The organism is Thioalkalivibrio sp. XN8, assembly GCF_011058255.1.
Lineage (GTDB): Bacteria > Pseudomonadota > Gammaproteobacteria > Steroidobacterales > XN24 > XN24.
The window spans coordinates 50,959-71,922 of sequence record NZ_JAALFH010000034.1; the positions used below are offsets into that span (position 1 = coordinate 50,959).

The window sequence follows — 20,964 nt, forward strand, 5'->3', positions numbered from 1 at the left end:
GGCATGAGCACGTGGCTGGCGGCGCTCCCCTGGATGGTCCTGGCGATTGCCATCCCCTTGCTGGGAGCTCTGGCCGCTTTCGTCCAGCCGCGCCGGGCCCAGGTGATCGGGCTGAGCTTCAGTTTCCTCACCGCCGGCGCGGCCGTGGGCGTGGTGCTCGATTTCATCACCCTGGGCCCGCAGCAGCACGCGGTGGGCGGCTGGGGCGCGCCCCTCGGGATCGACCTGGTCGCCGACGGCCTGAGCATCCTGATGCTGGGGATGTCGGCGGTGGTGGGCGTCGCCGTCAGCATCTACGCGCGGGCCTATTTCGTGCCCTACCCGGACAAGGCGCCGCGCTTCTGGCCGCTGTGGCTGTTTCTCTGGGCGGCCCTGAACGCCCTGTTCCAGTCGGCCGACGTGTTCAACCTCTACGTCACGCTCGAGCTCATGGGGCTGTCGGCCGTCGCGCTGGTGGCGCTGACCGGTTCCGGCCCGGCGCTGTGGGGCGCCATGCGCTACCTGCTGGTCAGCCTGCTGGGCTCGCTGGCCTACCTGGTCGGCGTGGCGCTCCTGTATCACGCCTACGGCACGGTGGATCTCACGCTGCTCGCCGAGCGCGCCGACGGGGGCCTGCAGCTGGCGGTGCCGCTGGGCGCCATGATCGCGGGGCTGCTGCTCAAGACCGGCCTGTTCCCCTTCCACGTCTGGCTGCCGCCGGCACACGGCAGCGCCCGCGCGCCGGTCAGCGCGCTGCTGTCGGGGCTGGTGGTCAAGGCTTCGTTCTACCTGGTGCTGCGGCTGTGGTTCACCTTCGTGCCCGAGGGCGAGGGGCTGCCCCTGCTGCTGGGCTGCCTCGGTGCCGCGGCGATCTTCTGGGGCTCGATCCAGGCCCTGCGCCAGAAGCGCCTGAAGCTGCTCGTCGCCTATTCGACGGTAGCCCAGCTGGGTTACCTGTTCATCGCCTTCCCGCTCGCCGGCCTGGAGCCGCAGATGGCCTGGAGCGGCTCGATCTACCTGGCGCTGTCGCACGCCTTCGCCAAGGGCGCGATGTTCCTGGCCGCCGGCGCCATCATGACCCAGGGCGGCCATGACGAGATCGACGAGCTCGACCTGGTGGTGGACCGCATGCCGCTGACCCTGGCGGCCTTCGCCCTGGCGGGCATCAGTCTCGCCGGCCTGCCGCCGAGCGGCGGCTTCGTCGGCAAGTGGCTCCTGCTCGAGTCCGCCATGGCGCAGGGCAAGGGCATCTGGGCCGCGATCATCATCGTCGGCGGCCTGCTCACCGCCACCTACGTGTTCCGCGTGCTGGGCTTCGCCTTCACCCGCTCCGAGCATCACCACGAGCGCCATGAAGTGCCGGCTGCCATGGAGTGGACAGCGCTGTTGCTGGCCCTGGGCGCAGTGCTGCTCGGCTTCGTCGCGCCCTGGGCGCTGCCCCTGCTCGACGGGGTGCTGCCATGACCACCAACGCCTGGCTGCCGCTGCTGGTGCTGGCCTCCTCGCTGATCCCGGGGCTGATCATCTTCACCCTGCCGGAGAAGGCCGTCGCCTGGCGCATCACGCTCAACCTCGGCGGGGCCCTGCTGAAGATCCTGCTGCTGGTGCTGATGATGATCGGCGTGTTCCACGGCGTGAACTACGAGTTTCGCGTGCCGCTGGTCCCGGGCATCGATTTCGTGCTGCACGCCGACGCGCTGTCGCTGCTGTTCGTCAACCTGTCGGCGGTGCTGTGGCTCGCCACCACCGTCTACGCCATCGGCTACCTCGAGGACTCCCCCAACCGGAGCCGCTTCTTCGGCTATTTCAGCCTCTGCGTGACCACGACCGTTGGCCTGGCGATGGCCGGGAACCTGCTCACCTTCCTGGTCTTCTACGAGGCGCTGACGCTCTCCACCTACCCCCTGGTCGTGCATCGCGGCACCGAGGTGGCGCGCAAGGCCGGCCGCACCTACCTGGCCTATACGTTGCTCGGCGGTGTGCTGCTGCTGGCCGGCACCATCTGGCTGCATGCCCTCACCGGTACCCTGGAGTTCGTCGACCGGGGCTTCGTCCGCGGTCTCGACCTCGACCCCGCCACGCTGCGCATGGTCTTCACGCTGCTGATCCTCGGCGTGGGCGTCAAGGCCGCGCTGGTGCCGCTGCACGCCTGGCTGCCGCAGGCCATGGTCGCGCCGGCGCCGGTGAGCGCGCTGCTGCATGCCGTCGCGGTCGTGAAGGCCGGCGCCTTCGGGGTGGTGCGCATCATCTACGACGTGTTCGGCATCGAGTTCGCCGCCGAACTGGGGGTGACCCTGCCGCTGGCGGTGCTGGCCGCCGTCACCATCATCTACGGCTCGGTGCGGGCGCTGTTCCAGGAAGACCTGAAGCGGCGGCTGGCTTTCTCCACCGTCAGCCAGGTGTCCTACATCACCCTGGGCGTCGCCATTGCCGGCCCGATCGCCACCATCGGCGGGCTCGCGCACCTGGTCCACCAGGGCTTCATGAAGATCACCCTGTTCTTCTGCGCCGGCAACTACGCGGAAACGCTGGGCGTGCACAAGGTCAGCGAGCTGCGCGGCATCGGCCGGCGCATGCCCTGGACCACGGCGGCCTTCACGGTCGCGGCCTTCGGCATGATCGGCGTGCCGCCGGTGGTCGGCTTCGTCAGCAAGTGGTACCTCGGGCTCGGCGCACTCGAGGTCGGCCAGGACTGGGTGGTCTACGTCCTGGCCGGCAGCAGCCTGCTGAACGCGGCCTATTTCCTGCCGCTGGTGCGGGCCGCCTGGTTCGAGCCGCCCCCTGACGAATGGCCGCATGAGCGGAACTTCGGCCGCAAGGAAACGGCCTGGATGCTGCTGCTGCCGCCGCTGTTCACGGCGCTGGCGGCGCTGGCCTGGGGCCTGTTCGCCTCCATGCCCGGCACGCCGCTCGACTGGGTCCAGTTCATCGCGGCCCGGAAGTACGGCTCATGAACCTCCTGCTCGCCCTGCCGCTGCTGCCGCTGGCCGTGCTGCTCTGGCTGGCGCTGTCACGCCGCCGGGAGGCGCTGGAGACGGGCTGGCTGGTGGCCCTGGTGGCGTCTCTCCCGCTGGCCGTCGCGGTGCTGATGGCGCCCCAGGAGATGGCGCTGCCGGACCTGCTGGTGCAGGGCTCGGCCGCGCTCGTGCTGGACGGCACGGCCCGGGCCGGGCTGCTGCTGTTCGGCGGCGGGTGGTTCGTCGCCGGCCTGTTGATGACTCACGGCGGCGAGCGCAGCCCGGCGGTGATGGCCCTGCTCGTCACCCTGTCCGGCGCGCTCACCGTCGCCCTGGGGCAGGGGGGGCCGTTGGTCTATGCCGGCTTGCTCGCTCTCGGTTACGGGCTGTACGGGGTCGTGGCCAGCGAGCGCCATGACGGCTGGCAACGGCCGGGCGCCGTACTCATCGTGTTCCTGGTGGTCAGCGACCTGCTGGTGTTCGAGGTCCTGCTCGATCGCACCGCGCACCCGAGCGGTGCCGGGCTCGCCCTGCTGGCAGTGATCGCCCTGGCGCTGCGCGGCGGCGTGCCGCCTGCCCATGGGTGGCTGCCCCAGCTGCTGCAGGTCGGTAGTGCGCCGGCGGCGGTGCTGCTGGCCATGGTCCCGGCGGGCGCCGCCTGGCTGGGCGGCGTCAAGATCATGCCCTCGGCCGGGGCCGGCGTAGCCATGTTCTGCCTGTTGGTCGGGCTCATCGGCGCGGCCTGGGCGGCGGTGGCCGGCGTGGTGCAACGGGAAGAGCGGGCGACCCTGGGGTATGCGGTGGCCGCAAGCTCGGCGTTGCTGCTGGTCGCACTGCCGGCCGGAGTGGCGGGCATGCTGCCGCTGCCCTGGCTGGTGCTGGCCGTGCTGGCCGCCTGCGGCGCCCAGCCGCTGCTCAGGTTCCTGGCGCCGGGCTGGCTGCACGACCTGGCGGTGGCCCTGCTGCTGCTCGCCCACGGCCTCGCGGCCGGGCAGGTCGCTGTTCACGCCGGCACCGCCTTGCCGCCGGGCATCGCCCTGCTGCCCGGGCTCGCGGCCGTGCTCGCCACGTTCGTGCTCACCCTGGCAGTGCGCCGTGTCGGGGGCCCGGCAGTCTCACCGGAACGGTCGACCGGCCTGGTGTTCACGCCGGTCGCGCTGGCGGTCGCCGGCGTCGGCGCGGCGTGGTGGCTGGCGCCGCCAGGCTTTGCCTCGGCCTGGTCCGCGCCCGTCGCCATCACGCTGGGCCTGGTCGCGCATCGTCTGACCCGGGAGCGCCTGTCGGCACCCTTCGGCGCCGGGGACGTGTTCGAGCCGGTCGAGAGCCTCACCGGGCGGCTGGTCCGGGCTGTGGGTGCGTTGTGTCAGCAGCAGGTCGCCCGCATTCGCGACGCCTGCATGGGGGCCTTGCTCGGGTTGTGGGACGGGCCGGCTTGGGCGCGCCGGATGCAGCAGCTGGACATCCGCCTGCGCTCCTGGCCGGCGACCAGCCTGATGATGCTGGCAGTCGCCCTGGGCGCAGCCTACCTGCTGGCCCGATGAACGGCGCCGGGGCCATGACGGCCGTCGTGGCGCCGCTGCTGGTCGCCGCCGCGCTCGCCGTCCCGGCGGCCCGACCGGCAGCGCGCCGGCTGGCGCCCTGGGCGCCGCTGCCCGCCGTGTTGCTGCCGCTGTTTGCCGCCGGGACGGTCGACGTGCCCTGGCTGTTGCTCGGGGCGCGGCTGGGGCTGGACGAAATCGGCCGCGCGCTGCTGCCGCCTACCGCGTTCCTGTGGCTGTGCGCCGGCCTGGCGGTGCCGCATTTCGTGGGCCCCGAGCGGCGCGACGGCTTCCTTGTATGCTTCCTGGTCGCGATGAGCGGCAACTTCCTCCTGCTGGCGGCGCTGGAGGCGGTTACTTTCTATCTCGGCTTCGCCCTGATGAGCTTCGCCTCCTACGGGCTCGTGGTGCAGGCCGGCACTGCGCGCGCGCGCCATGCCGGGCGCTACTACATCGTCATGGTGGTGCTGGGGGAAGTCTGCGTCATCACCGGGCTGATGCTGCTGGCCAGCCGCAGCGCCATCGATTTCGCTGCGATGCGCGCCAGCTTCGCCGGTGGGGCACCGGGCGCCAATAATCTCGTGCTGGGCCTCCTCCTGGCCGGCTTCGGGATCAAGGCCGGCGTTGCCGGGCTGCATTTCTGGCTGCCGCTGGCCCACCCGGTCGCGCCGGCGCCGGCCAGTGCCGTGCTGTCCGGGGCCATGATCAAGGCCGGGCTGGTGGCGTGGCTGCGATTCTTCCCCGTCGGGGAGCTGGCGCTGCCGTCCTGGGGGTTGGCGCTGGCCGCGCTGGGTCTGGGCACAGCCTGTTACGGGGTGCTCGCGGGACTGCCGCAGCGCGAGCCCAAGACCGTCCTGGCGTATTCCAGCGTCAGCCAGATGGGTCTGATGACCCTGGGCGTCGGCATCGGGCTCGCCTGGCCCGAGCGCTGGCCGCTGGTACAGGCCGCCCTGCTGGTCTACATCGTGCACCACGGACTGCTGAAGGGCAGCCTGTTCCTCGGCGCCGGCATCGCCCACGAGCCCCTGTCCCCTGGCGCGGCGCGGCTCCTCGCGGCGGGTTTCGTGCTCGCCGCGGTCTCGATGGCGGGCGGGCCGTGGAGCGGCGGGCTGGTGGCCAAGCTGGGGCTGAAGCATGGCCTGCCCGCGACCGGCGCCTGGCACGACGTGGTGCCGCCGCTGCTCGTCCTGAGCTCGCTGCTCACGGCGCTGCTGTTGCTGCGGTTCCTCTGGGTGGCGTGGCCGCGCACCGCCGGCGGCCGCGATTCGCCGCCGGCGCGACTGCTGGCCGGCTGGGCCGTGCTGTTGGCGACGGCCCTGGTCCTGCCATGGTGGCTGGCCGCGGCCGGAACGCGCGCCGGCGCAGTGGGGCCGTGGGCCGCGCTCGAGGCCGCGTGGCCGCTGCTGGCCGCGCTACTGCTGGCGCTCGGGGTGCTGCGGCTGCCGACGCTGCGGCGCGTCGCCAGCCGGATCGAGGTGCCGCCCGGCGATCTCGGCATAGCGCTGGAACAAGGGCTGCGGGCCCTCGGCCGGCGCCTGGATCGCGGCCTCGACCGTGTCCGCCAGCACGGCAGCGTCTACCGCCAGGCCGGCAGGCTGGCGGCGCTGGTCCCGGCAGCGGCGACTGTCCTCGGACGCGTGGAGGGGCGCCTGAGCGCCTGGTCGATGACGGGCCTGCTGCTGCTCGTCGTGGCCATCAGCGCTGCCTGGCTGCTGGGCTGAGGGCCGCGCCCGGCAGGCCGCGGGCGTGACTGCTAGGCTCAGGGTGTCATGCAACTGACGGCTACGGCCAGGGAGGATTCATGACATCCAGCAAGGGTTTGTTGCTGCCAGTGCTGTGCGCCGCGGTCGCGGCGGCCGGCCTCGCGTCCGCCGGCTTCGCCGAGCCGCCCGCGGTCGCGGTCGAGATCAGCGTCGAGGCGGCCTATGCCCAGGGCTGCGTCGATTGCCACGACGGCACGGCCGTGGCGACCGTCGGCGCGCTGCTCGAGGAGCTCGGGCATCCCGACGTCGACGAGGAGACCGAGACGCTGCCCGGCGACTGCGCCGCCTGCCACAGCGAGGAAGGCGGCATGTGGTTCCTCAGCGAGGTCGCCCACATGTCGCACTACCGTGAGCCGGCCACCAACAGTTTCGTGCAGGACTACGGTGGCGAGTGCCGCCATTGCCACCTCATGGACGGGGAAACCGGCGCGGTCAGCGTGAAGTCGGGACCGAAGAACTGGTAAGCCCCGGCGGACGGAAACCGCGCAGCCGCAGCGCGTTGCCGACCACGCACAGGCTGGACAGGGCCATGGCGAGCGCGGCCAGCATCGGTGACAGCAGGAGCCCGGTCGCCGGATAGAGCACGCCGGCGGCCACCGGCACCAGGCTGGCGTTGTAGGCAAACGCCCAGAACAGGTTCTGGCGGATGTTGCGCATGGTCGCGGACGACAGGGCCCGCGCGGTCGGCAGGTGCGCGAGATCGCCCGACATCAGCACCAGCTGGGCGCTGTCGATGGCGATGTCCGTACCCGTGCCGATGGCGATGCCGACCTCGGCGCGGGCCAGCGCCGGCGCGTCGTTGATGCCGTCGCCGACGAAGGCGACGCGTCGCCCCTCGGCCTGCAGCCGCCCGATCGACTCCGCCTTGTCGGCCGGCATGAGCTCGGCCTGCCAGTCGTCCACGCCTGCCGACCGCGCCACCGCGGCTGCCGTGCGCCCATCGTCGCCGGTGAGCATCAGCACCCGCAGCCCGAATCCGCGCAAGGCTGCGACCGCGTCCCGGGCGCCAGGCTTGAGCGGGTCGGCGACCACCACCAGCGCCGCCAGCCGGCCGTCGAGCGCCACGTACAGCGGCGTGCCGCCCTCGTCTGCCGCGGCCGCCGCCGCCTCCGCCAGGGGCTCGGGTTCCACGCCCAGCCCGGCCATGAACCGGGCCGCGCCGACCGCAACCTCGCGGCCCGCGACGGTCCCGGTGGCGCCCAGTCCGGTCTTGCTGCGGAAGCCGTCCGGCGTGGCGAGCTCCAGCCCGCGCCCGCGGGCGCCCGCCACGATCGCCGCGGCGATCGGATGCTCGGAGCGCTGCTCGACCGAGGCCGCCAGGCGCAGCGCCTCGTCCGCGTCCATGCCGGGCGCGGCCACGACCTGCTCGAGAACCGGCTTGCCCAGCGTCAGCGTGCCGGTCTTGTCCAGGGCCACGGTGTCGACTTCGCTGAGCAGCTGCAGCGCCTCGCCCTTGCGGAACAGCAGCCCGAGCTCCGCGGCCTTGCCGCTGCCGACCATGATCGAGGTCGGCGTGGCCAGGCCCATGGCGCAGGGGCAGGCGATGATCAGCACGGCGACGGCATTCACCAGGGCGAAGGTCAGCGCCGGCTGCGGCCCGAGCCAGAGCCAGGCCAGGAAAGTGAGCAGCGCGATGGCGATGATCACCGGCACGAAGACCTGGGTGACCCGGTCGGCCAGGGCCTGGATCGGCAGCTTCGCGCCCTGGGCCTGCTCCACCATCCGCACGATCCGCGCCAGCACCGTGTCGGCCCCGACGCGGGTGGCGCGGAAGCTCAGCGCGCCGCTGCCGTTGATGGTGCCGCCGATGACCTCGTCGCCGGCAGACTTGGCGACGGGCATCGGCTCGCCGCTGACCATCGACTCGTCCAGCCATGATTCGCCCTCGGTCACCTCGCCGTCCACCGGCACCTGCTCGCCGGGCCGCAGCAGCACCAGTTCACCCCGTTGCACGCGCTCGACCGGGATCTCCAGCTCCTGGCCATTGCGCCGGACCCGGGCCAGGCGCGGCTGCAGCGAGACCAGGCGGCGAATGGCGTCGCCGGCGCGGCCGCGCGCGCGGGCCTCGAGGTAGCGGCCGGCGAGGATCAGCGTAATGATCACTGCCGAGGCCTCGAAATAGACGTTGGCGGTCCCCGCGGGCAGCACCCCGGCGAAGAACACGGCCACCACCGAATAGCCCCAGGCCGCCGAGCTGCCCAGCATCACCAGGGAGTTCATGTCCGGCGACCCGCGCCGCAGCGGCGGCCAGCCCGTGCGGTAGAAACGCAGCCCGGGGCCGAACTGGACGGCGGTGGCGAGGACGAAGTACAGCAGGTGCAGCGGCCGCGTGCCGACGCTTTCGGCCAGGGCGCCGGCCATCCCCGGTACCAGGTGCGCGCCCATCTCCAGTACGAAAATCGGCAGCGTCAGGATTGCGGCGACCAGGAAGGACCGCAGCAGCCGCTGGATCTCGGCGGCGCGGGTTTCCGCCTCGCGGGCGGCATGCTCCGGCGTGTCGAGCAGCGGCTCGGCCTCGAAGCCGGCCGATCTTGCCGCCTGCACGGCGGCGCCGGCGTCGCCGCCCGAGATTCGGACGAAGGCGCGCGCGGAGGCGAGGTTGACGGAGGCCTCGACGACGCCGGGCGCGGCGCGCAGCGCCTTCTCCGCCCGCGCGACGCAGGAGGCGCAATGCAGGCCCCCGAGGCTCAGTATCACCTCCGGGGCGGCGTCCTCAGGCAGGTTGTCGTCGATGGGCCGCATGGGACCCGATTATCTAACGAAAGGAGGGTTGCCGCTAAGCCGCGTTGAGGCGCGGCGCGCGCAGGCGCTCCCAGGCCTTCTCGTGGAAGAAATAGGCCACGGTGTTCAGTGCCGGCTCGATCAACGCCATGGTGCCACCGATGGCGACGCTGCCGGTCAGCGCAAAGCCGACGCTGAATGCAACCAGGAAGTGCACGACGGCGAAGCTGAATGTCTTGGTCATCATCGGGTCTCCGGGTGACTTTGGGGTCCAGCCTAGAGCCCGGCATCCGATATGTGAAATGAATTGTTACTCTCAGGTCGATAGCCCAAGGCTATCGGAGGGCATACAGGACAATGGCGACCACGAGCAGCAGCAGGACCAGCCGGACGGTGCGGATCAGGGTGCGGTAAGTCATGCGGCATCCCTCAGTCGTACTTGAAATGCTCGGCGATGATGCGCCTGCTCGGCACCCCGAAGCCGACCAGCGTGTGCTCCACGCTGCGCATCATCGGCGGCGGCCCGCAGACAAAGTACAGCCAGCCGGAGCGACGCTCCGGGTCGAGGCAGCCGGCCAGCAAGTCGCCCGACAGCTGGCCGGCCAGCCCGCGCCACCCCGGCGGCGGCTCGGACAGCACCAGCCGCAGGTCCAGCGGCATCTCCGCCGCCATGGCCTCGAGCTCGCCGCGGTACAGCACCTGGGCCTCGATCCGGTTGCCGTAGAGCAGGGTCAGCGGCAGCTTCGAGCCGGTTGCCCGCAACTGCCGGAGAATACTCATTACCGGCGCGAAGCCGACGCCTCCGGCGATGAACACCAGCCGCTCGTGCGGGTCCGCTGGCACCACGAAGTGGCCGTGGGGGCCGTCCAGCCAGGCGCGGGTGCCGACGGGGACCTCGCCGATCCGGCCCGTGAAGTCGCCGCTCTGCTTGATGCTGAAGCCGACCTCCGGCAGGTCGGCCGGCGCGGAACTGATGGAGAACGGGTGTTCCGTCAGGCTGAACGGCGAGTGCCCGACGTTCAGCCAGGCGAATTGTCCGGCGAGGAAGTCCATGGCCGCGTCGTGCTCCGGTCGCAGGCGGAGTTCCCAGGTCCGGGGGGCTACCTGGCGGTTCGCCGTCACCAGGTAGGGCCGGCGATGTTGCAGCAGCGGCTTGACCACGTACACGAACAGCAGGGTCAGCAGCGCCACGCCGGCCAGCGCGAGCCACAGGCCGGCCAGTGCCGGGTGATCGCTGCGGCTCCCGACGCTGAGGGTGTGATGCAGGCCGAAGCCCGCCGCCAGCGCGGCGAGGAGCCCGTGACTGGCGCGCCAGGCTTCGTAGCGGCAGGGAAGGCGGTCGCGCCAGAAAGCCATCGGCACCAGCACCAGCAGCAGGAGCCAGGCAAGCACTCCCGAGCGATATGCCTCGGCGGTGAACAGCCTTGCCAGGAAGGGCAGCACGCGGCCGGGGTCGTCGGCCAGCCGGGGCACCGCATAGGCGAGGGGGTGCAGCACCAGGAACCCCAGCAGGGCCAGCGCCGCCAGCTGGTGGACGCGCATGGTGATGTCGATGCCGACCTTGCCGGAGAAGGTGCGGAAGCGGCCGGACAGCACGAATTCGAACCACAGCATGGCCAGGCCGACCAGGGCGAGGCCGGAGCCGAGCTCACGCCAGAAGTTGCGACCGGCCGGGCCGGTCAGCGCCGCCAGCACCAGGGGCAGGAGCACGACGAGCAGGTACAGGCCCAGCAGCGCGGGACCGTTGAGCCCGCGCAGGATTTGCTGCCTTCGGTTGGAGCCGGTCGCGGCGATGCGGAAGATCCTGTCCGTCCGTGTTGCAGGACCACGCTGCCGCGCCTGCAGGCCCCGCGTCAATCGCGGCTTGCCACAGGAACGCCCCGGTTTGCGCGCTGGTTCTCAGCATGCGCCGGATTCCGCGGTAATCTAGCGCGATGACGCAGCCGCGGATACGCACCCAGGGACTGGTGGTCGGGCTCGTGGCCGCAGGCCTGGGCGTGCTCCTCCCCGCTGCGCCACTGGCGGCCGCGGACGGCGCGCAAGGCTGCGCCCTGGCGCCGGAGGAGCTCGAGGCGGCGGGCGCGCGCATCCGGGCGATCACCATCGACAACCAGAACATCTTCGCCGTCGACACGCCGGAAGAAGACAAGGCGCTGTTCCATCTCATGAACCGGCTCCACGTCATGACCCGGCCGGAGGTCGTGCGCAACCAGCTGCTGTTCGACGAGGGGGACGCCTACCAGGCCCAGGCGGTGGAGGAATCGGGCCGCATCCTGCGCCGTACGAATTACTTGTACGAGGCCCGGATCGAAGTGGTCTACTGCGACACCGAGGCGGTAGACCTGGTGGTCCACACCCGCGACGTCTGGACGCTCAAGCCTGGCTTCTCGGTGTCCCGGAGCGGCGGCGAGAATCGCGTCGGGCTCGACCTGGAGGACCAGAACTTCCTCGGCACGGGCAGCACCCTGCGCTTCAGCCGGAGCGTGGACGAGGAACGGCGATCATCCGAGATCGGTTTCTCGGACGCCAATTTCGGCGGTCGCTGGATAGCCGTCGATGCCGCAGTGGCGGACAACAGCGACGGCCACCTGGCCGCGTTCAGCCTGGCGCGTCCCTTCTATTCCCTGGACACGCGGCGGGCCCTCGGCGGCCGCGTGCTGGACGAAAGGCGCGAAGACCAGGTGTACGCGCTCGGGGACGAGATCGGCCGTTATCGCCACGACATCGAGTACCTGAACCTCTTCATCGGGCGCTCCGCCGGGCTCCGGGACGGCTGGGTGCAGCGCTGGATCGCGGGCGCGGTGTACGACCAGCGCGAGTTCGCGAACGTCAACGATTCGCTCGATCCGGCGCTGGTGCCGGAGGACCGCAAGCTGGTCTATCCCTATATCGAGTACCAGCTGATCGAGGACGATTTCCTGCGCACTGAGAACCTGGACCAGATCCAGCGGGTGGAGGACGTGCGGCTCGGCGCCGACGTCCGCGTCGGCCTGGGCCTCATCAGCAGCGGGCTGGGCGCCGACCGCAGCGGCGTCAGTTTCCACGCGCGGGCCAGCTGGGGCCAGGGCGATCCGCTCACCCACTTGTGGAGCTTCGCCACCTCGGCGACCGGCCGGATCGAGGACACCGAGCTGCGCAATGCGGTTTTCGGCGGCACGGCCCGCTGGTACTTCCGGCAGTCGGAAAGGTGGCTGCTGTTCGCCTCGCTGCACGCCGACGTCGGCGTGGAGCTCGACCTCGACAACCCGATCGAAATCGGCGGCGACGACGGGCTGAGGGGTTACCCGCTGCGTTACCAGCGCGGTGAGCGCCGGGCCCAGTTCACCATCGAGCAGCGCTATTTCACCGACTATTACCTGTGGCGCCTGTTTCGCGTCGGCGGGGCGGTGTTCTTCGACGCCGGCCGCGTCTGGGGCGACGATCCCTTCGGCAGCGAGAATCTCGGCCTGCTGCGCGACGTGGGCTTCGGGCTGCGGCTGGGCAGCACCCGCTCGAGCATCGGCAAGATGATCCACATCGACGTGGCCTTTCCGCTGGACGGGGACGACTCCATCGACAGCGTCCAGTTCCTGGTCGAGGGCAAGCGCAGCTTCTGAAGCGGCCCGGCTAGTCCCGCTCGAAGGTGTAATAGGCCTCCGCCGCTTCTTCTTCGCCGGAGGTGGCCTCCAGCGACAGCCGGCGGTTGACCTGGTAGCGCAGGCGCAGCGTGTTCACCGTGTCGAACAGCCCGACCCCGTAGCTGACATAAAGCCCGCTGCCGAGATACTTGCTGACGACCAGCGCAGTCTCGTCCGGCCCGCTCCGGGCCGACACCGAGAGCCCTTCGAAGCCCAGGCGGCGAGCGAGGTCCTGCACCACGAGGCTGCCGCCGGACAGCGCGAGCGCATTGGCGGCCTGGTTGACCGACCCCTGCTCGGCGGTATCCAGCTCGTCCACGCCCTTGCCGAGCGCGAGGTAAGCGAGGATCTCCGCCCGCGGCATGGGCGGGTCGGAGTACAGCGAGATCTCTGGTTGGTCGAGCGTCCCGCGGACCAGGGCGCCGGCGGTGGTGAAGTCGATTTCCCGCTCGGCGCGGATCTCGAGGCTGGGGTTCTCGAGCGGGCCGCCGTCATAGATCAGCCGGCCGGAGCTGATGTCCAGGCGTTGCCCGAACACGGCAAAGCTGCCGTCCTGGACCCGGAGTTCACCGCGGCCCCAGGGGTCGGCGTCCGGGGCGATGACGGTCAGCAACTCGCCTTCGACCCGGCCGGCGAAGCCGGAGGCCTGGATTTCCACCGCGGGGCCGACGACCAGCCGAATGCGGCTGCGGACCTCGAGCTCGTCCTGTCCCTCGGGCGCTGCCGGGCCGACAATCACCGCGTCTGCGCTGGGGGTGATGGCCTGGCCGCCGTTGAAGCCGCGGATGGTGGCCGCGGGCAGCGTGACCGAGCCGGTCACGGCGAGGCGCCCGGGGGCATACCTGAAATCGAGGTCGGGACTCGCCGCCACCCGCACGTCGGGCAGGTCGACGACCAGCACTGAATCGCCTTCCAGGAAGGCCGAGCCGGCGAGGCCGTCCGCTTCGAGGTCGAACTCGCCATGGCCCTCGAAGCGGCCATCGCCGGAGCGGCCGGTGAGACGGAAGCGCAGCATGTCTTGTTCCAGCAGGGCGTCCAGCTCGATGTCCTCCGGTCGGATGCCGAGCCCCGGCAGGTAGGCGTTGCCTTCCCGCAACCTGAAGGCCAGGCGCGCGGCGGGATCGCCGAGCGTGCCGGAAACGCGTCCATCCAGCTCCATGCGGCCGCCGAGCCCGCCCAGTTCGGGCACCAGTTCCCTGATCAGCCCCAGCTGCGAGACCTGCCCTGTCAGGCTGCCGTCGAGTGGTGGATCGGTGTGGTTCCAGCCGATGCCAAGCTCGGCCTCGAGATGGTCTTCGCCGGCCAGCAGGAGCCGCAGCGCGCCTGAGGCCCGGCCTGCGTCCCCGGCGAGTTCCAGCGCCCCGCCGCTCCAGGCCAGCAGGGGCTCGTTGGTCTCGCCGCGCACGCGAACCTGGCCCGGGCCCAGGCCGAGGCCTCCGCTGAGCGTCGTAAAGCGCGCCTGGTCTGCGCTGACGCTGATGCCGCCGGTCAACGTGCCCGCGGCCTGGAGCCCGAGATTGAGCCATTCGCCGACTTCGGCCAGGTCGAGGCCGGCCAGCGCCGCCTCCGCCTGCCACGGCCCGGCGCGGGCTATGGCACCGTCCAGGCACAACAGGCCGAATACCCCGTCCAGGCAGGCGTCGCGCAGGGAGAACTCACCGTCTTTCAGCGCGGCCGGCGCCGGCTCCTGCAGCACCCACAGCGGTTGCTCTGCCTCGCTGATCAGCGCCTCCTCGAGGCGGCCCAGCCAACGCTGGTCCGTGAAACTGCCCGCCAGCGCCATCGACAGGCCCTGTTCGGGCCGTTGCCGGTGGAACTCGAGCCGGAGTTCGTGGGCCGCCGGCGTGCCAGTGCCGACCAGCTGCACGCGACTGCGCCGTCCCACGCGTTGCCCGACACCGGCGATCTCGAGCTGCAATGCGGACGGTTGTTCGCCGGAGAGATCCAGCTCGGCCTGGAGCTCGGCCACGCGACCCCGAAGCCCGTTCCATGCCAGGCCCCGGCCCTCGGCGTGGAGAGTGATCGCCGGCGCAGCCGGGGCGCCCATGATGCGGGCATGCGCCGCCAGGCTGCCGCTCGACCCGTGCAGCAGCGTTCCGAGGTCGCTGGTGACCAGCTCCGCATCCAGTTCCAGGGCGTCGCGGTCGGCCCGGCCCCGGAGTGATACGCGGCTGCCGTCCAGCTCGAGCCGGACGTTGCCTCGCGCACTCCCGGCCGGGTCCAGCCAGGCCTCCGCCGCGCCCTCCAGCGCGTAGCCCCGCAACTGTCCCGCGACCGACTCCAGCTGCAGGTGATAGACGCCCGGCTCGGCGGCCGGCGTGTCGATCATCAGCCGCCCGTCCAGGCGCCCCGGCCATGAGGACAGCCATCGTCCGGGATCGAAGTCATGGGCCGTCAGCGCCAGTTGCAGCGCCAAGCCGTCCTCCCAGCCGACCGTGCCGCCACCTTCGATTCGGCTGCGCTCCAGCCGCGCGACGAGATCCTCGACTCGCCCCGTGAAGCCGCGCTCCACCAGGCGCCCGCTGAAGTCGAGGCGGGCGGCCACGCCGTCGAGTTCCGGCGGCCACGGCCCCTTCCCCGGCAGCGGCTCGATGTTCGCTGCCAGCTCCCAGTTCGGGTCCGCCGGCAGGCCGCGCAGCCTTCCGGTCACGGTGGCCGTGAGCGGCGTCCCCACCGAGAGGTCCAGCTCCAGGTCGTCCAGGGGGCCCGCCAGGGAGACCCGGCCGGACCAGTCATGCCCCTCGTAGGGCGCCCGCCAGGCGAACGCCGCCTCGAGCGGGGCAGCCGGGTCCAGCGCGAGCCGTGCGCTGCCCTCGAGCGCCAGGCGCGGGTGTGACAGGCGCAGGCGGTCCAGTGCCAGCCGGTCGCCGTCGAGTGTTCCGGCCAGGCCGATCTCGAGCCCCTCGACAAGCCCCGTTCCGGCACGAGAGACGCCCAGGGCCCCGACGCGCAGTTCGCCGACGGTGAGCGGCCAGGGCAGCGGCGCTCCCGGCGCGGGCCGGCCGGGTTCCAGCGCCGCCCCATCGTCCGGCGGGAGTTCGACCACGACCTGTTCCGCGCGAAGCAGGTCCAGCTGCAGCTGGCGCCGCAGGAGGGCGGTTGGACTCCAGTCCAGTTCCAGCCCGCGCAGCTCCACGCGGTACCCGCCTTCGGCCCAGCTCGCCCGCGGCAGGCGCATGGGACCGACCAGGCTGCCCTCGGCGGCCGCCGGGTCGAACTCGAGCGGCAGTGTCGCTGGCGCGCGCGCCAGCGCGAAACGGAGCCCCGACTCGGTGCCCACGAGCCAGGTCAGCGCCACGGCCGCAACTGAGACCAGCACGACCAGCACGGCCAGGATGAGCTGCAGCAGCTTCACAGGTCCGGCCTGAGGCTGAGGTGATAGCGGTTGCCGCGGCTTTCGGTGATCGAGGTCGCGACGGAGAGCCTGAGCGTGCCGACCGGCGTGTGGATGTTTACCCCCGTGCCGACGCTGGCCTCGACGCCGTCACCGAAATACTCGAGCGCATTGCCGGCATCGACGAAAGCCGCCAGTGCGACCCGGCCCCGGATGCGCCGCTCCACTTCGACACTGGCGAACAGCAGGTGCCGGCCGCCGATGAGATTGCCGTCGGCGTCTCGCGGGCCGAGGCTGTTGAAGCCATAGCCGCGCACGCTCTGGTCGCCGCCGGCGAAAAAGCGCTGGGACGCCGGCAGGTTTTCCAGGTCGTCGACCAGCCCGACGCCGATCTCGCCGCGCAGGAAGAAACGCCAGTCCTGGCCGATCGACATGACGCGAGACCCGACGAGGTGCAGGCGCGCGAAGTCCTCGTCTGCGCCCAGCGCCTGGTGGGAGCCGCGCAGCTCGCCCCACAGCCGGTAGCCGTGGCGGGGAAACAGGACGTCGTCCGCGTCGAGCTTTTCCAGCGCGCCGCCCGGGATCAACAGGGTGTCCTCGCGGGTCTCGTTGCCCACCTCGGTGCGCTCATACAGCAGCCCGGTGAACAGCATGCGCTGCCAGTCGTTATCCGACACGGTGAGCACGCTGGCGCCAAGGTCGGCCCGGCGGCTGGTGAGGTCGCCGAGTTCCTCCTCCGTGATGTTGGCGCGCAGCAGCAGCCGTTCCGTCAGCGGGTCCCCGATCGGGATACGGTAGCGGCCGCTCAGGTCGAGCCGCTCGCCGGAGACACTGATCGCGGTGCGCGCGGAATGACCGGCGCGGTTGAGCCGGCGCCAGTCGACGTCGAGGCTGGCGCGCGGGCCGGTGTCCGTGGCGAAGCCCAGGCCGACCCGGATGCGCTGCCTTGTCGCCGCCGTGGTGGCGATGGAGATCGGCACGGTGTGGTCGGCCTGGTCCGGGGTGCCGGTCTCGGCTATGGCCCTGGCGAAATAGGAGGTGTCCGACAGCCGGTACTGGGCGCGCAGCACTTCGGCGGCGTCGTAGGGATCACCGGACCGCAACGTGACGACTCGGTCGAGGAGTTGTTGCCCGATCAGGTCCTGGTCGATCGCAATATCGCCGAAGCGGTAGCGCGGCCCGGTCTGCAAGTGCAGCACGACGCGTGCCTCGTTGGCTTCCGGATCGATCTCCAGCCGCCGCGCGCTGAACTTCGCCTCGAAATAGCCCCGGCTCCGCGCCGTGTTCTGCAGGCTGGCGCGCAGCCGGTCATAGTCGGGATGGAACAGCGCCTGGCCCGGTTGCAGCGCACTCGCCCGGATGACGGCGAGCAGCTCGGCATCGTCGCGGCCGTCACCCTCCAGCCGCACGTCCAGTTCGGCGATGCGCACCGGTTCCCCCGGATCGATCTCGAACACGACCCGCCAGGTGCCGTTCTCGGGTTCCAGGCGGGAACTGATCTGCGGGCGGTAGTAGCCAAACGGCTGCATGGCCTCGCGCACCTGGCCATCGGCCCGGGCATACAGGCGCCGGATGCCCGGCTCGGACAGGTCCTCGCGCTCGGCATAGCGGCTGAGATCGAGCAGGGCCCGGATGTTGCTTTCGACCTCCGGCCGGACGCCGCTGATGCTGACCGAGATGGTGGCGCCCCAGGCGGGCATGGCGACGAGACAGGCGAGCAGGCAGGGGAGCAGCCGGCGCACCGGGTGCCGGCACGTTGGCATCCAGCGCGACTGTACTGGCTCGAACAAGGTATCGCCTGCTGCTCGCCCTCGGAACGCCATTCTAAGGGTTCCGGCGCCTGGCCGTGACTGTCGAACGTCAACGCCGGACGGCGCGCCAGCCGATATCGTGCCGGTAGTAGACCCCGTCCCAGTGAACCTGCCCCGCGAGCGCGTAGGCCTTGCGCTGGGCGTGAGCGACGTCGTCGCCGAGCGCCACCGCGCAGAGCACGCGCCCGCCGCTGGTGACCACCTGGCCGTCGGCGGCGCGGGTGCCCGCATGGAAGATCTTCACGTCGTCACGGCCACGGTCGGCGTCCAGCCCCTCGATCGGGTCGCCCTTGCGATAGGCGTCCGGGTAGCCGCCGGCGGCCAGCACCACGCCGAGCGAAGCCCGCGGGTCCCACTCGCACTCGACCCGTTCGAGCCGGCCGTCGAGCGCCGCGAGGCACAGCTCCACCAGGTCCGAGCGGAGCCGGAACAGGATCGGCTGTGTCTCGGGATCGCCGAAGCGGCAGTTGAACTCCAGCACCTTGGGCGTGCCGTCCGGCGCGACCATCACGCCGGCATACAGGAAGCCGGTGTAGGGTGTGCCTTCCGCCGCCATGCCCGCCACCACCGGCTCGATGATCTCGCGCATGATGCGCTGGTGCAGTTCCGCGTCCACCACCGGGGCGGGCGAGTAGGCGCCCATCCCGCCCGTGTTGGGGCCGCGGTCGCCGTCGTCGCGCGCCTTGTGGTCCTGCGAAGAGGCCAGCGGCAGCACGTGCTCGCCATCCACCATCACGATGAAGCTCGCTTCTTCGCCGGCGAGGAACTCTTCCACCACGACCCTCGCGCCGGCGTCACCGAAACGGTTGCCCGACAGCATGTCGCGCGCGGCTGCCTCGGCCTCGGCCACGGTCGCGGCCACGATCACGCCCTTGCCCGCCGCCAGGCCGTCGGCCTTCACGACGATCGGCGCGCCCTGCGCGCGGATATAGGCACAGGCTGCCCCGGCATCGCTGAATTCCCCCCAGGCCGCGGTCGGAATCCGGTGGCGGTCGCAGAAGGCCTTGGAGAAAGCCTTGGATCCCTCCAGGCGCGCGCAGGCCGCCGTCGGCCCGAAGCACTTCAGGCCGCGCGCGCGGAAAGCGTCGACGATGCCCGCCACCAGCGGCACCTCGGGGCCCACGATGGTGAGGCCCACGTCCTCGGCGGCGGCGAATCCGGCCAGCGCCGGGATGTCGTCGGCCGCGATGGCGACGTTCTCGCAACCCGCCTCCGTCGCGGTCCCCGCATTGCCCGGCGCCACGAACACGCGCTCGACCCGGGGCGACTGCGCGGCTTTCCAGGCCAGGGCATGTTCGCGCCCGCCGCCGCCAACGACCAGGATTTTCACCGCTGCATACCTCCGGGTTGTCGCGGGGGCGGCGCTTCCGGGCTCAATGCCGGAAGTGGCGGACCCCGGTGAGCACCATGGCCAGGCCGTGCTCGTCGGCGGCCTTGATGACCTCGGCATCGCGCATCGAGCCGCCCGGCTGGATGATCGCCGTGATGCCCTGCTCGGCCGCGGCATCCACGTTGTCGCGGAAGGGGAAGAAAGCGTCCGAGGCCATCACCGAACCCTTGACGGCGAGGCCGGCATCGGCGGCCTTGATGGCGGCGATCCGGGTGCTGTAGATGCGGCTCATCTGCCCGGCGCCGATGCCGATGGTGGCCGTGTCCTTGCAGAACACGATGGCGTTCGACTTGACGAAACGCACCACCTTCCAGGCGAACAGGAGGTCCTTCAGTTCGCGCTCGGTGGGCGCGCGCCGGCTGCCGACCTGCAGCTGCGCCGGGTCCAGCTCGCTGTCGTCCACGTCCTGGACCAGCAGCGCGCCGCCGATGCTGCGCAGCTGGACCGTGCCGATGGGGTTACCGTTCCAGTTCCCCGTCACCAGCACGCGGATATTCGGCTTGCTCGCCAGCACCTCGGCCGCGCCCGGCGCCAGCGCCGGGGCCACCAGCACCTCCACGAACTGCCGCTTCAGGATGTTCTCCGCAGTGCCGCCGTCGAGCGGCCGGTTGACGGCGATGATGCCGCCGAAAGCCGACACCGGGTCGGTGGTGTAAGCCTGGCGGTAGGCTTCGAGCAGGCTGTCGGCCGAGGCCACGCCGCAGGGATTGGCATGCTTGACGATCACGCAGGCGGGTTGCGCGAACTGCTTGACGCATTCCAGCGCCGCGTCAGCGTCCAGCAGGTTGTTGTACGAGAGCTCTTTGCCCTGCAGCTGCTGGGCATGCCCGATGGTGCCTTTCCGCGGCAGGCCGAGCGAGTACACGGCGGCCCGCTGGTGCGGATTCTCGCCGTAGCGCAGCTGCATGATCTTGCGCGTCGGCAGCACCAGGTCGTCGGGCATTTCGGCATAGTCCATCTCGGAGCGCCAGCCCAGCCAGTGAGCCACCGCGGCGTCGTAGGTCGCCACGTGGGCGAAAGCCTTGGCGGCCAGCTTGAGCCGCATCTCGAACGGCACCTCGCGCGCCGCCCGCAGCGCGGTCAGTACCGCGTCGTAGTCGTCCGGTTCGACGATCACCGTCACGGCGTCGTGGTTCTTGGCGGCGGCACGCAGCATCGCCGGGCCGCCGATGTCGATGTTCTCGATGGCATCCTCGGGCGTGCAGTCGGGCTGGGCGACCGTTTCGCGGAAGGGGTAGAGGTTGACCACCAGCAGGTCGATGGGCGCGATACCGTGGGTCGCCATCACCTCGTCGTCCGCGCCGCGCCGCCCGAGCAGGCCGCCATGGATCACCGGGTGCAGGGTCTTGACGCGCCCGTCCATGATCTCCGGGAAGCCGGTCAGCTCGGCTACGTCGCGGACGTCCAGGCCGGCCTGGCGCAGCACGGCGGCGGTGCCGCCGGTCGATACCAGCTCGACCCCGAGCCCGGCCAGTCCGCGCGCGAAGTCGGCCACGCCGGCCTTGTCCGAGACGCTGATCAGTGCGCGCTTGATCCCGGGCATGTCGAAGGTCTCCGCGGTGCTCAGCCGAGCAGGCCGTGGCGCCGCAGCTTCTTGCGCAGCGTGCCCCGATTGATGCCGAGAATGTCTGCCGCCTGGCTCTGGTTGCCGCCGGTGTAATCGAGCACGGCGCGAAACAGTGGTTTCTCCACTTCGCCGATCACCAGGTCATACAACTCTTCCGGCTTGTGACCGTTGAGCGTATGGAAGTACTGCTGCAGGGCTTCCTGGGCCATGTTGCCGAGGGCGCCGTCATGCCTTCCGGTGCGTCCGCTGCCGTTGTGCGGCGCCGGTTTCTTGTTGCTGGACACTGC

At 71.1% G+C, this 20,964-nt stretch carries 14 protein-coding genes; 6 read left to right on the top strand and 8 right to left on the bottom strand.

Translation table 11 applies throughout. The annotated features are described in order from the left end of the window. Positions 1–3 precede the first annotated feature (3 nt). From G6N75_RS04185 to G6N75_RS04205, 5 genes are all read left to right on the top strand, one after another. Positions 4–1,443, top strand: a complete 1,440-nt coding sequence (locus G6N75_RS04185; RefSeq protein ID WP_165346888.1) for a proton-conducting transporter membrane subunit — start codon at positions 4–6, stop codon at positions 1,441–1,443. After that, the gene (locus tag G6N75_RS04190) at positions 1,440–2,933 is read left to right on the top strand and encodes a proton-conducting transporter membrane subunit (RefSeq protein ID WP_165346890.1); all 1,494 of its coding nucleotides are present in this window, start codon (positions 1,440–1,442) and stop codon (positions 2,931–2,933) included. The genes G6N75_RS04185 and G6N75_RS04190 overlap by 4 nt, the downstream gene beginning before the upstream one ends. Beyond that, positions 2,930–4,477: a hypothetical protein gene (locus G6N75_RS04195; RefSeq protein ID WP_165346892.1), complete on the top strand. Its 1,548-nt coding sequence runs from the start codon at positions 2,930–2,932 to the stop codon at positions 4,475–4,477. Before G6N75_RS04190 ends, G6N75_RS04195 begins: the two co-directional genes overlap by 4 nt. A gap of 14 nt (positions 4,478–4,491) precedes the next feature. Next, positions 4,492–6,195 (top strand): complex I subunit 5 family protein, encoded by a 1,704-nt coding sequence (locus G6N75_RS04200; RefSeq protein ID WP_165346893.1) that lies wholly within the window; start codon positions 4,492–4,494, stop codon positions 6,193–6,195. 80 nt (positions 6,196–6,275) lie between these two features. Further along, positions 6,276–6,701 carry a cytochrome c3 family protein gene (locus tag G6N75_RS04205; protein ID WP_165346895.1) on the top strand — a complete coding sequence of 142 codons (426 nt, stop codon included), beginning with the start codon at positions 6,276–6,278 and terminating at the stop codon, positions 6,699–6,701. Here G6N75_RS04205 and G6N75_RS04210 read toward each other — a convergent pair. The 3 genes from G6N75_RS04210 to G6N75_RS04220 form a co-directional block, all read right to left on the bottom strand. Next, on the bottom strand, positions 6,670–8,979 hold the full coding sequence (locus tag G6N75_RS04210) for a heavy metal translocating P-type ATPase (RefSeq protein ID WP_165346897.1): 2,310 nt from the start codon (positions 8,977–8,979) through the stop codon (positions 6,670–6,672). The two genes, G6N75_RS04205 and G6N75_RS04210, sit on opposite strands and share 32 nt — an antisense overlap. Before the next feature lie 34 nt (positions 8,980–9,013). Beyond that, positions 9,014–9,202 (bottom strand): DUF2061 domain-containing protein, encoded by a 189-nt coding sequence (locus G6N75_RS04215; RefSeq protein WP_165346937.1) that lies wholly within the window; start codon positions 9,200–9,202, stop codon positions 9,014–9,016. A 185-nt stretch (positions 9,203–9,387) separates the two neighbouring features. Next, the gene (locus G6N75_RS04220; protein WP_165346899.1) at positions 9,388–10,815 is read right to left on the bottom strand and encodes a ferric reductase-like transmembrane domain-containing protein; all 1,428 of its coding nucleotides are present in this window, start codon (positions 10,813–10,815) and stop codon (positions 9,388–9,390) included. Between the two features lie 77 nt (positions 10,816–10,892). Here G6N75_RS04220 and G6N75_RS04225 point away from each other — a divergent pair, with 77 nt between their 5' ends. Beyond that, positions 10,893–12,554, top strand: coding sequence for a hypothetical protein (locus G6N75_RS04225; RefSeq protein WP_165346901.1), 1,662 nt, complete (start codon positions 10,893–10,895; stop codon positions 12,552–12,554). Between the two features lie 10 nt (positions 12,555–12,564). On the opposite strand, the gene G6N75_RS04230 is transcribed toward G6N75_RS04225, so the two are convergent. The 5 genes from G6N75_RS04230 to G6N75_RS04250 form a co-directional block, all read right to left on the bottom strand. Next, positions 12,565–15,930, bottom strand: coding sequence for a translocation/assembly module TamB domain-containing protein (locus G6N75_RS04230; RefSeq protein ID WP_165346903.1), 3,366 nt, complete (start codon positions 15,928–15,930; stop codon positions 12,565–12,567). Next, positions 15,927–17,699, bottom strand: a complete 1,773-nt coding sequence (locus G6N75_RS04235; RefSeq protein ID WP_165346905.1) for an autotransporter assembly complex family protein — start codon at positions 17,697–17,699, stop codon at positions 15,927–15,929. Before G6N75_RS04235 ends, G6N75_RS04230 begins: the two co-directional genes overlap by 4 nt. A gap of 70 nt (positions 17,700–17,769) precedes the next feature. Beyond that, positions 17,770–19,050 carry a phosphoribosylamine--glycine ligase gene (gene purD / locus G6N75_RS04240; protein WP_165346907.1) on the bottom strand — a complete coding sequence of 427 codons (1,281 nt, stop codon included), beginning with the start codon at positions 19,048–19,050 and terminating at the stop codon, positions 17,770–17,772. A gap of 43 nt (positions 19,051–19,093) precedes the next feature. Further along, positions 19,094–20,653 carry a bifunctional phosphoribosylaminoimidazolecarboxamide formyltransferase/IMP cyclohydrolase gene (gene purH / locus G6N75_RS04245; protein ID WP_165346909.1) on the bottom strand — a complete coding sequence of 520 codons (1,560 nt, stop codon included), beginning with the start codon at positions 20,651–20,653 and terminating at the stop codon, positions 19,094–19,096. A 20-nt stretch (positions 20,654–20,673) separates the two neighbouring features. Continuing rightward, complete coding sequence (locus G6N75_RS04250; RefSeq protein WP_346765487.1) at positions 20,674–20,961, bottom strand: helix-turn-helix domain-containing protein; 288 nt, start codon at positions 20,959–20,961, stop codon at positions 20,674–20,676. Positions 20,962–20,964: the final 3 nt, after the last annotated feature.

Bases quoted from the DNA above. Each gene is read 5' to 3' on its own strand.
- G6N75_RS04185 (WP_165346888.1), top strand. From the start codon at position 4: ATGAGCACGTGGCTGGCGGCGCTCCCCTGGATGGTCCTGGCGATTGCC.
- G6N75_RS04190 (WP_165346890.1), top strand. From the start codon at position 1,440: ATGACCACCAACGCCTGGCTGCCGCTGCTGGTGCTGGCCTCCTCGCTG.
- G6N75_RS04195 (WP_165346892.1), top strand. From the start codon at position 2,930: ATGAACCTCCTGCTCGCCCTGCCGCTGCTGCCGCTGGCCGTGCTGCTC.
- G6N75_RS04200 (WP_165346893.1), top strand. From the start codon at position 4,492: ATGACGGCCGTCGTGGCGCCGCTGCTGGTCGCCGCCGCGCTCGCCGTC.
- G6N75_RS04205 (WP_165346895.1), top strand. From the start codon at position 6,276: ATGACATCCAGCAAGGGTTTGTTGCTGCCAGTGCTGTGCGCCGCGGTC.
- G6N75_RS04210 (WP_165346897.1), bottom strand. From the start codon at position 8,979: ATGCGGCCCATCGACGACAACCTGCCTGAGGACGCCGCCCCGGAGGTG.
- G6N75_RS04215 (WP_165346937.1), bottom strand. From the start codon at position 9,202: ATGACCAAGACATTCAGCTTCGCCGTCGTGCACTTCCTGGTTGCATTC.
- G6N75_RS04225 (WP_165346901.1), top strand. From the start codon at position 10,893: ATGACGCAGCCGCGGATACGCACCCAGGGACTGGTGGTCGGGCTCGTG.
- purH (WP_165346909.1), bottom strand. From the start codon at position 20,653: ATGCCCGGGATCAAGCGCGCACTGATCAGCGTCTCGGACAAGGCCGGC.